14 protein-coding genes are annotated in these 12806 nt (G+C 62.7%); 3 read left to right on the top strand and 11 right to left on the bottom strand.

Annotated features, from left to right (window positions below; all coding sequences use genetic code 11):
* The first annotated feature begins 82 nt into the window (after positions 1-82).
* Both F8N96_RS00810 and F8N96_RS00805 read left to right on the top strand, forming a co-directional pair.
* Positions 83-532, top strand: coding sequence for an antitoxin Xre/MbcA/ParS toxin-binding domain-containing protein (locus F8N96_RS00810; protein ID WP_150796152.1), 450 nt, complete (start codon positions 83-85; stop codon positions 530-532).
* Positions 529-975 (top strand): RES family NAD+ phosphorylase, encoded by a 447-nt coding sequence (locus tag F8N96_RS00805; protein ID WP_150796151.1) that lies wholly within the window; start codon positions 529-531, stop codon positions 973-975. Before F8N96_RS00810 ends, F8N96_RS00805 begins: the two co-directional genes overlap by 4 nt.
* 256 nt (positions 976-1231) lie before the next feature.
* Here the strand turns inward: F8N96_RS00805 and F8N96_RS00800 are convergent, their stop codons facing one another.
* The 9 genes from F8N96_RS00800 to F8N96_RS00760 all read right to left on the bottom strand — a co-directional run bounded on the left by F8N96_RS00800 (position 1232) and on the right by F8N96_RS00760 (position 9503).
* A complete protein-coding gene (locus F8N96_RS00800; RefSeq protein ID WP_064678426.1) occupies positions 1232-1585 on the bottom strand; it encodes a RidA family protein in 354 nt (117 codons plus the stop codon).
* A 9-nt stretch (positions 1586-1594) separates the two neighbouring features.
* A complete protein-coding gene (locus F8N96_RS00795; RefSeq protein ID WP_150796150.1) occupies positions 1595-2773 on the bottom strand; it encodes an NAD(P)/FAD-dependent oxidoreductase in 1179 nt (392 codons plus the stop codon).
* Complete coding sequence (locus tag F8N96_RS00790; protein WP_150796149.1) at positions 2766-4142, bottom strand: NAD(P)/FAD-dependent oxidoreductase; 1377 nt, start codon at positions 4140-4142, stop codon at positions 2766-2768. The genes F8N96_RS00795 and F8N96_RS00790 overlap by 8 nt, the downstream gene beginning before the upstream one ends.
* Positions 4139-4492 carry a (2Fe-2S)-binding protein gene (locus F8N96_RS00785; RefSeq protein WP_150796148.1) on the bottom strand — a complete coding sequence of 118 codons (354 nt, stop codon included), beginning with the start codon at positions 4490-4492 and terminating at the stop codon, positions 4139-4141. The genes F8N96_RS00790 and F8N96_RS00785 overlap by 4 nt, the downstream gene beginning before the upstream one ends.
* Complete coding sequence (locus tag F8N96_RS00780) at positions 4482-5624, bottom strand: NAD(P)/FAD-dependent oxidoreductase (protein ID WP_150796147.1); 1143 nt, start codon at positions 5622-5624, stop codon at positions 4482-4484. The genes F8N96_RS00785 and F8N96_RS00780 overlap by 11 nt, the downstream gene beginning before the upstream one ends.
* The gene (locus F8N96_RS00775) at positions 5621-6418 is read right to left on the bottom strand and encodes an ABC transporter permease (RefSeq protein WP_150796146.1); all 798 of its coding nucleotides are present in this window, start codon (positions 6416-6418) and stop codon (positions 5621-5623) included. The genes F8N96_RS00780 and F8N96_RS00775 overlap by 4 nt, the downstream gene beginning before the upstream one ends.
* Before the next feature lie 6 nt (positions 6419-6424).
* Positions 6425-7297: an ABC transporter permease gene (locus F8N96_RS00770; protein ID WP_064678432.1), complete on the bottom strand. Its 873-nt coding sequence runs from the start codon at positions 7295-7297 to the stop codon at positions 6425-6427.
* Positions 7284-8357 carry an ABC transporter ATP-binding protein gene (locus F8N96_RS00765; RefSeq protein WP_150796145.1) on the bottom strand — a complete coding sequence of 358 codons (1074 nt, stop codon included), beginning with the start codon at positions 8355-8357 and terminating at the stop codon, positions 7284-7286. The genes F8N96_RS00770 and F8N96_RS00765 overlap by 14 nt, the downstream gene beginning before the upstream one ends.
* 69 nt (positions 8358-8426) lie before the next feature.
* A complete protein-coding gene (locus F8N96_RS00760; protein ID WP_224789462.1) occupies positions 8427-9503 on the bottom strand; it encodes an ABC transporter substrate-binding protein in 1077 nt (358 codons plus the stop codon).
* 223 nt (positions 9504-9726) lie between these two features.
* On the opposite strand from F8N96_RS00760, the gene F8N96_RS00755 reads away from it, so the two are divergent.
* Positions 9727-10623, top strand: coding sequence for a LysR substrate-binding domain-containing protein (locus tag F8N96_RS00755; RefSeq protein WP_150764216.1), 897 nt, complete (start codon positions 9727-9729; stop codon positions 10621-10623).
* Between the two features lie 34 nt (positions 10624-10657).
* On the opposite strand, the gene F8N96_RS00750 is transcribed toward F8N96_RS00755, so the two are convergent.
* Positions 10658-11803, bottom strand: a complete 1146-nt coding sequence (locus tag F8N96_RS00750) for an AraC family transcriptional regulator (protein WP_150796144.1) — start codon at positions 11801-11803, stop codon at positions 10658-10660.
* Positions 11804-12025: 222 nt separating this feature from the next.
* Positions 12026-12715, bottom strand: coding sequence for a winged helix-turn-helix transcriptional regulator (locus tag F8N96_RS00745; RefSeq protein ID WP_150796143.1), 690 nt, complete (start codon positions 12713-12715; stop codon positions 12026-12028).
* Positions 12716-12806: the final 91 nt, after the last annotated feature.

The raw sequence follows: 12806 nt of genomic DNA, 5'->3' as shown, positions 1-12806 counted from the left end.
AGATCGCTCGCATAGTCGGCATTTACCGGGTAGAATTCGGTAAACGCCGACTAATCGATAAACGCCGATCCAGGAGAAGGCCATGCTAGCTGAAATCATGCGTGAACCCGCCTACGGTGCCTACCGCGCTCGGCTGCACGCCTTGCTGCAAATTCCCACCGATGCGTCTGACCTGGAAATCCACGACATCATCCAGATCGGCTTTGCGGCTGGCCGTCTGGTGGCGCTCTGCGAACAGGGTGAACTGACGCCGCTGGAGCGTGACCAGATCATCCCCCTGAAAACCCTGAAGACCCGGGTGGCTAAAGACCAGCACCTCACGGTCGACGAGAGCGATCGCCTGTTCCGCGCCGCCCACATCACCGCCATGGCAGACGCCGTGTTTGGCAGCGATGAAAAAGCCAAACGCTGGCTGTCGAAACCCAAGGACCGGTTTTCGGGCCGTAGCCCAATGGCAATGCTGTCGACGGTACAGGGAACACGCCAGGTCGAGGAAACACTGATCCAGTTGGCCGAAGGCTACGCGTTTTGATCTTTTGGCGGATCAGCGCTGTTGCGGATCTGACGGGACGTGGCGGCATCCTCGCGGGGGGACGCTGGCACACGGCGGGGAGACCGGTAGTGTATCTGGCGGGGACGCCTGCCGGTGCAATGCTCGAAATCCTGGTACACCTCGAGATCGATCAGGAAGACCTCCCTGAGACGCTCCAGTTGCTCAAGGTCGAGGTGCCCGACGATATCAGCCTCGCCCCTGCCCCGGCACTCAAGCCGGATTGGGAATTCGAGCTGAACCACACCAAAGGCATTGGCGATTCATTCCTCAAAGGATGCCCTGCCCTGTTGTTGCCGGTACCGAGCGCCATCATGCCGCATTCGCTGAACTACCTGTTCAACCCTATGCACCTGGATTCAGTCAAGGCCGTCATTACCGCCGAGCCGTTCAGGCTCGACAACCGACTGTTCAAGAAAGCGTAAGCCCGACGGTCTAATGCCAGTCAGTTAAGGAAATTGTAGGAGCGAGCTTGCTCGCGATGGACTCAAGAGCGCCGCGTTTAACCAGCGAACACGCGTCATCGTTAACGACCATCGCGAGCAAGCTCGCTCCTACAGGGACCGCATTCGCTTAACTGAACGGCATTAGCCCGACGGCTACCTTCACGATCACGAGAAAGCGTTTTTTCGAACCTGGAATGGACCGGTGCACCCGGCCCACTCCATCAACCAATGGCGATCAGCCCGCCGCGACCACGGTGATTTCCACCAGCAGGTCCGGCGCAGCCAGGCGCGATTCCACGGTGGCACGGGCCGGCGCGTGGCCTTCGGGTGCCCAGGCGTCCCACACCTCGTTCATGCCGGCGAAGTCGGCCTGGATGTCCGACAGCCAGACCTGTGCGGTGAGGATACGGGTTTTGTCCAGGCCGGCCTGGGCCAGGAAATTGTCGATCTTGGCCAGTACCTGGGCGGTCTGGCCCTTGATGTCCTGGGTGCGGTCGGTGGCCGTCTGGCCACCAAGAAAGGTGAAGCCGTTGCATTGAACGACGCGGCTCATGCGTTGATTGGTTTCGATACGTTTGATGTCCAGCATGTGAACTCCTTAAGGGTGTGCGATGGTTGAAGCGGATTGAAAAGATCCCGGCGGCACGCTGGCCGCCCGGTTGAAACGGTCGATGGCGAAGGGTTCCAGTGAAATGTCCGACTGTTCGCCAAGAATCAGTTGAGCCAGGCGTTTACCGGTGCCGGGGCCCATCTGAAAGCCGCTGCCGCAAAACCCGAATGAATAACTCAGGTTACTGGCCTTGCGACTGGCGCCTATCACCGGCAGGTCATCGGCGGTGAAGGCTTCGACACCGGCCCAGACGCGGTTGACGCCCAAGTGTCGCAAATGCGGAAACAAGTCGGTGACCGTGCGCGCGCTGCTGCCCAGGCGCTCCATCTCGACCTCGCCATGGCGCGCGAGAAAATCCAGCGAGCCGACCAGCTTGCCGCCGATCACTACCGTACCATTGCTGAACTGCTTGAACGACAGTGCGCGTGAGGTGGCCCCCAGCACCGGAACACAGAACGGTGCGACGCGATGGGTGACCATCAGCATCAGGCCTTCCGGATGCACCGGCACCGGCTCGCCGATCTGCGCCGCCAGTCCTCCGGCCCAGGCGCCCGCCGTCACCACCAGGTGCTCGGCGCTGAAATGGCCTGCGGGTGTGCTCACCCGCCACTGGGTACCTGTCTGCTCGATCTGTTGCGCCGGGGTGTTTTCATGAATCCGTACCCCGCGTTTTTGCGCGGCCAGGCGAAACGCAGTGACCGTCTTGAAAGGCACCGCGTAACCATCGTCCTTGACCCAGATACCGCCCGTCACATGCCGTGACACGGTCGGCACTGTGTCGAACACCTGTTGTTGATCGACCAACACTTCATGGCTGAAACCCAGCGCCTGCAGCTGCTCGACCCGCAACCGGCATTCCTCCAGATCGGCCTGGCTCTCCGCCAGCTTGAGCTGACCGCTGGGGACAAAACCACCGTCGTCGCCCAGGGTATTTTTCAGCTCATGCCACAGATCCCGCGATGACAGCGCCAAGGGAATTTCCGCAACGTGACGGCCCAGGGTGCGCACGCCACCGGCATTGACGCCGGAGGCATGGCGCCCGCAATACTCCGCTTCCAGCACGGTCACCTTGACCCCGGCTTGCGCCAGGTACAACGCGGTGCTCAAACCATGGATGCCGCCGCCGATCACCAGCACGTCGGCCTGGAGGTTGCTCGACTCACTCACCGGCCAGCTCTCCCAGGGTGATGGGCTTGATCGGCGGACGAATGCGGTAGTAACCCACCTCGGCCGCCGATACGCCACGGGCCTTGGCGATGACTTCGGTCACGGTCAGGCCGCACATGCGTCCCTGGCAGGGTCCCATGCCGCAACGCCCGAATGACTTGGCCTGATTCGGGCCCGCGCATCCCAGGGCGACAAAGCTGCGCAGCTCACCCGCCGTCACTTCTTCGCAGCGGCAGACCATGACATCGTCGGCCGGAATGCGGTTTTGCTCCTTGGGTTGATACAGCGCGTCGAGAAACGGCCGGATCCGCAAGTTGGCCTCCAGTTGCACGCGCAACGAACGAGCCTGGTCATCACGTTCGACGCTGCTGATGGACTTGAGCCGTGCAGCGATCCCCAGCGCCGCCAGTTGCCCTTGCACCGCTGCTGCCTGGGCGCCACCGATACCGGCACCGTCGCCGGCGACGTAGATCCCCGGCACATCGAGTTCACCCCAGGCATCGGTAACCGGCCGGAAACACAGCTGATCCAGGTCCCATTCATGCCGTGCGCGCAATGCCTGACTAAACTGAATATTCGGCACCACGCCCTGGTGCAACAGCACGCAACGGCTGGCGATGCGTTGCGCCTTGCCGGACACGTTGAACGTCAGTGCCCGGGCGGCCTCCTCGCCCTCCACCGCCAAATGCTCGGCACCGGTGTAATGCGCAATCCCGGCGCTGCGCAGGCTGCGCATCAATTCCAGCCCTTTGCGCAAATAGGGCCAGGCGCGCAGCGCGGCAAACAGGTGTCGGCGGGCACGCCAATAATCTTCGGGTCGCGTCGTATCGACCAGGGCCTTGATCGTCACGCCAGCCCGCAAGTACTGCCAGCCGAGCAGATACAACAGTGGGCCACAACCGGCCAACACCACCGGTTCGCTCGGCGCCAGGCCTGAGCTTTTCAGCAGGATCTGCGCAGCGCCGGCGCTCATCACCCCGGGCAAGGTCCAGCCGGCAATCGGAAACGGCCGTTCCATGGCACCGGTGGCCAGCAGCACGGCCTTGGCGTCCAGGGTGTACAGCCGACCTTCGCGCAGGTAGCTGACTTGATGATCCCGGGTCACCTGCCACACCGACGCGCCTTTTTCATAACGCACGCTCGAGGAGGCCAGGGCCTGCGCCAGCTGATTGCCGTGGGCATAATCCGGCCCCAGCAGGTCCCGGCGGGACAGCGGCGCCAGGGTAATGCCCCGATAAATCTGGCCACCCGGACTGCCCTGCTCATCCAGCAACACCACCCGCAAGCCCAGCCCGGCCATCCGCGTTGCCGCCGCCATGCCGGCCGCGCCGGCGCCAATCACCACCACATCCACGCTTTGACGGTTCATGACTGCACCTCCACGGCCTGCACATTCAGCGGTTGATAGATCAAATCCCGAGCGCCTTCCTGGGAATGAATGCGCATGCCGTCGACCGCTTCGATCAGGCAGCTCTGGCGGTTGGGAACGCCGTCGATCTCCACCAGGCACTCGAAGCACACGCCCATCATGCAGTAGGGGGCCCGGGGCGACTCGCTGACCGGCGTCGCACGAAAGCGGTTGATGCCGGACATCAGCAAGGCTGCCGCGACGCTGATGCCGGCGGGCACGTGCAGCGGTTGATCGTTGAAGGTCAGGCTCACCGTCCGCGTCGCCCTGGCTTCACTGGAGACCGGTTGAAACAGCGGATCAGTGCGCATGTGAAAACACCTTGTCAGTTAGAAAACGATCACCGCAAAACACCGCCAGCTCCTCGGGTCGTGCCCCGCCCATGATCCACGGCGCGATGCGCAGGGCATGGGCGGCGGCCAGGGTCACGCCGCTGTGGCAGGTGACCACGAAGGCACCGGGGTGCGCGCCGGATTGCTGGTAGATGGGCAAGCCGTCCGGGCTCAGCACCCGCAACGCGCCCCAGGCTCGCACCAGCCGCACATCACGCAGCATGGGAAAGCTCGCCACCCCGCGCCGGGCGATTGCGGCCAACACCTCGGTGGAGGTGCCGTCGTCGAAGCCCACCTCCTCCATCGAGTCCCCCAGTTGCACGGTGCCTTCGTCGGTCTGGCGGACGTTGAGGGTCGGGTACTCGAGAAAGGGCCGGACCCGCTCGCTGATCAACACCTGCCCGCGATTGGGCGCCACCGGTGCATACAGCCCCACCTGCCGCGCCAGCGCCGCATTGCCCAGCCCGGCGGCCAGGACGATGCGTGGCGCGACGAAGCAACGCTGCCCTGCCTTGACCCGAAACTCGCCGGGGGCGCAGTCGATGCGATCGACCTGCACACCGCCATGCATTTGCGCGCCCTTGGCTTGCGCCGAGGTATGCAGGGCCCGCAGCAGCTTCAATGGGTTGACGTGGCCGTCCTGGGAGGTGTAACTGGCGCCGACCACTTTCGGTCCGATCAGTGGCAGACGCGCTTTCACTTCGGCGGCGTCCAGCATTTCGTATGGGTAATCGCCCAGCGCGTCCTGCAAGGTCTGCAGGCGCGACTGGCGCTCCAGCAGTTCCTCGTCGCTGAAGCACAGGTGGAAACCACCCGGCTGCTTGAGCTGCACGTCGACCCCGCTGTCGGCCATCAGCGCTTGTGCGAACGCCGGCCAGCGACTCGCCGAAGACCGGGTCCAGCGCGCGTAATCCGGCAGGTCGTGGCCTTTGCCCTGGACCCAGACCAGGCCGAAATTGCCTCGGGACGCACGAAACGCATCGTCGCCCTGATCCAGCACCACGGTGTCGACACCGCTGCGGGCCAGCCCGTAGGCCACCGCCGTGCCCACCAGCCCGCCGCCGACCACGATCACGTCCGACTGCACAACGTTGAGTCTGTCCTGGCTCATTTGCCTTCTCCGATCAGTACCCGATCCAGCCCGACCAGGCGATCCAGCACCAGCATCAACACCAGGGTGCCGACAATCAGCACTGTGGAGACGGCAGTGATCAACGGATCGATGGTCTGGGAAATCTGGTTGTACATGGCCACCGGCAAGGTGGTGGTGCCGGGCGTGGCGACGAACACGGTCATGGTCAGTTCGTCGAAGCTCTGGATGAAGGCCAGCATCCAGCCGCCGATCACGCCGGTGCGAATCCGTGGCAGGACCACCCGGTGAAAAGCTGCCCAGCGCCGCGCCCCAAGGGACAAGGCGGCCTGTTCGATGTCGCGCTCCAGGCCAATGGTCGAGGCCAGCGTCAGCCGCAAGGCATAGGGCAGCACCACGATCACATGGGTAATGCTCAGGGCCCAGAAAGACCCGCCAATCTGCGCCATGGAGAAAAACCGCAGGAACGCAATGCCCAGCACCACGGAGGGGATCATCAGCGGCGACAGCAGGAAACCGGTCAGTGCGCCGCGCCCCGGAAACTCGTAGCGGCTGATCGCCAGGGCCGCCGGGACCGCCAGCAATGTGGCGACGGTGGCCGAGACCAGGCCCAGCTTGAGTGACAGAAAGAATGCATCGAGCATCTCCTGGTTCTCCAGCAGCGCCCGGAACCAGCGCAACGACAACCCGTCGGTGGGCAGCGACAGGTAACCTTTGTCGGTAAACGCCATCGCCATCACCACCAGCAGTGGCGCGACGATAAAAGCGATGAACAGGTAATGAAACAGCAGCGAGAAAAATCCGTTCTTGTGCATGGCGGCTTACTCGAAGACTTGCTTGAAGCGGCGCTCGGCCAGCTTGCTGCAACCCACGATGATGATCAGGTTGGCAACAAGCAGGAGCATCGCAATGGCGGCACCGAGGGGCCAGTTGAGGGTGCCGAGGAATTCGTCGTAGGCCGCCGTCGCCACCACTTTCAGGCGTCGGCCACCGATGATCGCGGGGGTCGCGAAGGCTGACGCCGCCAGGGCGAAGACAATGATCGAGCCGGAGAGAATCCCGGGCATGATCTGCGGCAGGATGATTCGGCGGAACACCGTCAGGCGCGACGCGCCGAGGGACAGCCCGGCCCATTCCACCTGCAGGTCCAGGCGCTGCAAGGTGGCCCACACCGCAATCACCATGAACGGCACCAGCACATGGGTCAGGGCGATGATCACCCCGACCTGGGTGAACAGCATCTTCACCGGCTGCTCGGTAATCCCCAACGCCTGCAAGGCATCGTTGATCAGGCCGTTGTTGCCCAGCAGGATCGCCCAGCCGAGCGTGCGCACCACCACCGAGATCAGCAGCGGCCCCAGCACCACCAGCAGAAACAACGACCGCCAGCGCGGCGCCATGCGCGCAATGATGATGGTTTCCGGCACCCCGAGCAGCACGCAGAGCACGGTGACTGCCAGCGCCATGCCGCCGGTGCGCAGGAAAATTTCGTGGAAGTAGCCGTCCTTGAACACCTCCAGGTAATTGCCGAGGCTGTAGACCGGCAACACGCCTTCGGTGTCGCTGAACAGGTTGAGCGACAGCACCGCGGTCAACAGCAGCGGCACCAGCAACAGCGCAACGAACACCAGCAACGCCGGACCGCTGAGCAACCACGGTGCGGCACCGACGTGTTCGGCATCATACCTGGCCATGGGCGACCTCCCGATCCAGCAGGCGCAGGTCGTCGTCGGACCAGTCCAGGCCGACTTCACTGTTTTCATCCGGCGGTGGCGTGCCCAGGTTGGGCTGGGTCATGTGCACCACACCGAAGCTGGTTTCCACCGCGATCAACCACAGGTTGCCGAGGAACACCCGCAAGCGCACGCGTCCGTGCAACCGCCCCGTGCCCGCCTGCGCCAGGCGGATTTTTTCCGGGCGGATGTAGACGTTGACGTCGTTGCCCAGGGAGCGATCTTCGTGGGGCACGTGCAACAGCGTGTCCTTGACCTGCACATTGCAGCACCGGGCATTGCGGGTTTGCACCGCGCCGGCGAAGGCGTTGGTCTTGCCCAGGAACGCCGAGGCGAAGGGTGAGTGCGGACGTTCGTAGGCTTCGTAGGGGGTGTCGATCTGCACGATCCGGCCTTTTTGCATCACCGCGATGCGGTCGCTCATGGTCATGGCCTCGACCTGGTCGTGGGTCACCAGAATCGTGGTGATACCCAGGTCGCGCTGTATCGCGCGCAACTCGATGTGCATCTCTTCGCGCAGCTTGGCGTCGAGGTTGGACATCGGCTCGTCGAGCAACAACAGGTTCGGTCGAATCGCCAGGGCCCGGGCGATGGCGACCCGTTGCCGCTGCCCGCCGGACAGCGCCTTGGGGTAACGTTCGCCGAGGCCACCGAGGCGCACCAGGTCCAGCGCTTCATCGATGCGCTTGCTGCGTTCGGCCTTGGGCACGCCGCGCATCTCCAGACCGAAACTGATGTTCTGCGCCACGCTCATGTGCGGGAACAGCGCGTAGCTTTGAAAGACGATGCCCAGGCCCCGCTGCTCGGGACGCACATGGGTGATGTCGCGGCCATCGAGCACGATGCGGCCTTCGGTGGGCTGCACGAAGCCGGCGATGGATTGCAGGGTGGTGGTCTTGCCGCAGCCGGAAGGTCCGAGCAAGGCGATGAACTCGCCGTGGCGGACTTCCAGGTTCAAGCCGTCGATGGCCCTGAAACTGCCATAGGTCTTGACGATGCCTTCAAGGGTGAGAAATGCCATGGGCTTGCCACGCAGGCGCGGGCCTGCGTCTCCAGAATGAGGTCGGGAAGGATGGGAGCCAGTGCGCGGCTAGCGTTCGACCGTACGGTTCCAGCGGGTCGTCCACTCGCTGCGCTGCTGGTTGATCGTGTCCCAATCGACCTTGATCAGCGCGTTGACCTTCTCCGGGCCATAGGGCATGCGCGCGGCGATGTCCGGCGTGAGTTTGACGGTCTGGTTGACCGGGGCGAAGCCGTTCTCCCGGGCCTGGATGGCTTGCACTTCAGGCGACAATACGTACTGAATGAATTGCTGCGACAGCTCGGGCTGCGCGTTGGGCGTGATGCCGCAGGCGGCGATCTGCAAGGCGATGCCGCCCTCTTTCGGGTAGATGAACTTGAGCGGAAAACCGGTGCCCTGCAACGCCACGGCACGACCACTGCCATACACCGCCATGACCACGTCGCCGTTCTGCATCATGCCGTCCATCTCACCCGGCGCCGAAACCCAGGCCAGGACGTTGGGACCGATTTCGTCTTTAAGCGCCTTGAAGCCCGGGTCGATATTCTTTTCGCCACCGCCGCGCAACCGGGCCATTTCCACCAGGGTGTGCAGGCCGTAGGTGTTGGTCACCGGCGGCATGCCCAGCAATTGCTTGTAGCGCGGGTCGGTGAGGTTCTCCCAGGAGTCCGGCGCTGCCCAGCCACGCTTCTTGAACGCCTCTTCGTTGTAGCCGATGCCCGTGGCGACCACCCCGACCCCGGTCGCTTCAGGGCTGAGCCTCGCCAGCGGATAAAGGTCCTTGTAGACCGGCGCGTCGCTGAGTTTTTCGCACAGGCCCAGTTGCAGCGCCTGGTACATCGGCCCGTCGTCCATCATCGCGACGTTAATCTGCTGACGCCCCTTCTGCGCCTGCAGCTTGGCCAGGGTTTCGGTGGAGTTGCCGGCGACGTACACCACTTTGACGTTGTGCTGCTTCTCGAACGCGGGGATGACTTTAGTCTTGTACATCTGCTCGGTGGAACCACCGACACCGGCGACATACAGCGTCGGCTCGGCGCAGGCGGCGCCACTGCCCAGCCCGGCAAGGGCGACAGCGACAGCAGCGGCAATGCGGGTCAGGGGGCGAAACGACGGCGTGATCAAGGTCGATTTATGATTATTCACAGACTATCTCCGAAGTGCGTGGGGCAGATCGAACAATGCGTCAGTTGCTTCGGCGTCAATCGAAGCCATGCAGCGCGGTGCATGTTCCCGGCGAATACCTCACGGGATGGCGCATCTTCATGTGCGCTATGGGTTGCTGGTCTGGAGTATTGCGATGCACTATCCATGTGGTCAAATCACAATATCCGGGTCAGTTATTCATATTTGATATGGAAGGGTCGGCATGAACCTCAGGCAGATCGAAGCATTCCGCAGTGTCATGCGCTTGGGCTCCATGACCGCCGCGGCGGAAGTGCTGTACACCTCGCAACCCAACGTCAGTCGGCTGATTGCCCAGCTGGAACTGAGTACCGGGTTGACCCTGTTCAAGCGCGCAGGCGTGCGGCTGATCCCGACCCAGGAGGGTCAGGCGTTTTTTCATGAAGTGGAGCGCGCCTATGTCGGCCTCGACAGCCTCAAGCACTCGGCGAAGAACATCCGTAACCTGGGCACCGGCCGCTTGCGCGTGGCGGCCGTGCCCTCGACCGGCATGAGCGTGCTTCCCGGCGTGATCAAGCACTTCACCGATACCCGCCCGGAGCTCACGGTGTCGTTGCACGTGAACTCCTCGCCCACCGTGGAGCAATGGGTCAAATCGCAGTTCTGCGACATCGGCATCGTGGTGCATCCCGGCGACGTCAACAGCCAGCAGGTCGAGTTGCTCGCCGAGATAGCGGCCGTGTGCGTGTTGCCTCGCTCACACCCGTTGGCTGAGCGCGCGCAGATCACCTTCGCCGACCTCGAAGGGCAAGCGTTCATTTCGCTCTGTCATGGGGATGGCACACGCTCGTTGGTCGATGGTTTGTTCGAGCAGGCGGGCGTCGAGCGGGTGATGGCCGTCGAAGCGCAGTACAGCGCAATCAACTGCGAAATGGTCGCGCTCGGCATGGGCATCACCCTCGCCCACCCATTGGTGGCCAAGGATTATCGGCATCGGGATATCGTGATCAGACCGTTCAGGCCGGACATCCTGTTTCCGACCTACGTGATCTGGCCCAGCGCACAAACGCGGACGCGATTGGCTGAAGAATTCGTCGATACGCTGAAGGCGTATTACCGGGACGCGGTGGGCACCGTTTAAACGCACGTCGAACCGGCGCCCCCCGCCGTTGATTTCACATTGTTGCGACCATGGCCATGGCTCGACCCGCACCTGCCACTCGCCTGATGTCCCTGAAAGGTGCCTGCCTTTGACCACCGTCTATCGTTAACGACTGGCTGACCAGACGCGGCCTGGTGTCCCTGAACTTCAGCACGGATTCATCGACTCGATACTGACCGGGCGTCATGCCGAACCAGCGGATGCACGCCTTGTGGAAACTGCTGTGGTCGTGAAACCCGAGCAGGTAAGTCACGTGCTTCATATTGTAATGGGAATAACGCAGGTAAAAGTCGGCCAACTGCCGACGCACATCGTTCAGTACGTCCTTGAACTGGGCGCCATCCTTCTCCAGCGCTCGTTGCAGCGTTCGCTTGCTGATGTTCAGCGCGGTGGCTATCGATTCCATATCACACTGCCCTTGCCCCTGACTCAGGCGCTCGGTGATCAGTGCCCGAATCCGGCACACAATGGTGAAGCCGTACAACTGGTCCAGCTGAGCTTCGGCAAAACTGTCATGCAGTACAGCCAACGACTCGTTGGCCATGCTCAACGGACGCAGAAGCTCCTGGCCATCGAACAGGATGCTGTCATAGGCCGCCCCGAAACGCAGCTCATTGCCGAACAGCCGCTGATGCTGCGAGATGTCTTCAGGTTCCGGATAGGTGAATTCCACGCGTAAGGGTTTCGGCAACCTGCCGCCGGTCAGCCAACCACAGAATCCCAGCAGCGACGCGAGCCCGGCATCGGTGAACTGCCGTGGCTTGACCGAGTCGCATTGGTGATCCAGCCCGGTCAGTCTGAAATTCTGCCCTTCCTGACCCAAAAACAGGCTGAGGCCAGAGCTGAGCAACGGGCTGAAATGCACCAGGCGTTCGAGCGCCCGTTTCAGATTCATGCTGGACATCATCGAGTACCCCACGACCTGGAAGTTACCCGGATGTACATGGTCGTAGGCTTTCAGACCAATATTCGCATCACCAGACGCCTGCGCTGCCAACGCCCACAGACGGTAGATGACACTTCGTTCATAGAAGGCTTGCTGCTGACTCAGAATCGCCAGATTCAGCCCCGCCTCCCGGGATAATTCGATCACATCCAAGCCTTCAGCCGAGAGCGTATTCACCAACACATTGGTATAGCCTGTACCCACTCTATACATGAAAACCTCAAAAACCTGTTGAACCACGCTTTCTTTTGTGAGCCATTGAATTTGTTCTGAAATTCATCCTAATGGCCATTCATTACAGGGCCGTTATGCATGCTGCAACAGACACCCCACGGCCAGCGTAGACCCGAAATCCCGATGGCGCCAAAATTAGCCACATCCGCGAGCCAGACGGCTTTTTTGGGAGCGAGCCTGCTCGCGAAAACGATCCGATGATCAGGGCTGGCGCGCCGCGCTACGGGTACCGGCAAACGCGCTCGTGCCCAGCCAGCGCCACAGGTTTTGCGCATCCTGCGCGGCGCCATCTACCCGCAGCTCTTTTGACTGAAGAACCTCCTGCGGTGTGCGGTCGCCGGTCCACACCTCGGTCAACGCGCGCACGCTGGAGTCCACGACAAGGGTCAGTTCGCGGCCGGGGTCGTCGCGGCACAGGTCTGCCACTCCCTCTTCAACCACGAGCCACCACACTTGCTCGCCGGGCCGCGCGTCGCGGAAATGGAAATGGATCACCACCGGTCGGGACGGGAACGTTTCGATGCGCACGAACCGGCGCACGTCCCACATCAGCAGGCCCGCGTCGAGTTCGTCTTCGCGAAGGCGACTGCCGATCCAGCGCGCGCCCCAATGGCCCAGCGCCATGATGATGGGGCGCAATTCCTCGCCCGCCTCGGTCAGGCTGTACTCCCAGACTTTGCCGGCGGCCGTGCGATGTACCACGCCGATTTCTTCCAGGTGGCGCAGGCGCTGGGCCAGCAGGCCGGTGGACATCCGGGGCACGCCGCGGTGCAGTTCATTGAAGCGCTTGCTGCCGCACAGCAGCTCGCGCACCACCAAAGGGGTCCAGCGTTCGCACAGGGCTTCGGCACCGCGCGCGACCGTGCAGAACTGACCGTAGCTTTCTTCCATCGCCTGGACTCCGCAACTGCAACGCTTCAGATTCTGAACTAGCCCCGCGGCTGCACCACGCGCACGCTGAAGCCTTCGATAGCCAATCGCC

Source organism: Pseudomonas fluorescens, assembly GCF_902497855.1.
Lineage (GTDB): Bacteria > Pseudomonadota > Gammaproteobacteria > Pseudomonadales > Pseudomonadaceae > Aquipseudomonas > Aquipseudomonas fluorescens_BI.
Note: the sequence above shows the minus strand (reverse complement) of the source record. Positions and strands in the feature narration are given on the sequence as shown.

Bases quoted from the DNA above. Each gene is read 5' to 3' on its own strand.
- F8N96_RS00810 (WP_150796152.1), top strand. From the start codon at position 83: ATGCTAGCTGAAATCATGCGTGAACCCGCCTACGGTGCCTACCGCGCT.
- F8N96_RS00800 (WP_064678426.1), bottom strand. From the start codon at position 1,585: ATGCTGGACATCAAACGTATCGAAACCAATCAACGCATGAGCCGCGTC.
- F8N96_RS00790 (WP_150796149.1), bottom strand. From the start codon at position 4,142: ATGAACCGTCAAAGCGTGGATGTGGTGGTGATTGGCGCCGGCGCGGCC.
- F8N96_RS00785 (WP_150796148.1), bottom strand. From the start codon at position 4,492: ATGCGCACTGATCCGCTGTTTCAACCGGTCTCCAGTGAAGCCAGGGCG.
- F8N96_RS00780 (WP_150796147.1), bottom strand. From the start codon at position 5,624: ATGAGCCAGGACAGACTCAACGTTGTGCAGTCGGACGTGATCGTGGTC.
- F8N96_RS00775 (WP_150796146.1), bottom strand. From the start codon at position 6,418: ATGCACAAGAACGGATTTTTCTCGCTGCTGTTTCATTACCTGTTCATC.
- F8N96_RS00770 (WP_064678432.1), bottom strand. From the start codon at position 7,297: ATGGCCAGGTATGATGCCGAACACGTCGGTGCCGCACCGTGGTTGCTC.
- F8N96_RS00765 (WP_150796145.1), bottom strand. From the start codon at position 8,357: ATGGCATTTCTCACCCTTGAAGGCATCGTCAAGACCTATGGCAGTTTC.
- F8N96_RS00755 (WP_150764216.1), top strand. From the start codon at position 9,727: ATGAACCTCAGGCAGATCGAAGCATTCCGCAGTGTCATGCGCTTGGGC.
- F8N96_RS00750 (WP_150796144.1), bottom strand. From the start codon at position 11,803: ATGTATAGAGTGGGTACAGGCTATACCAATGTGTTGGTGAATACGCTC.
- F8N96_RS00745 (WP_150796143.1), bottom strand. From the start codon at position 12,715: ATGGAAGAAAGCTACGGTCAGTTCTGCACGGTCGCGCGCGGTGCCGAA.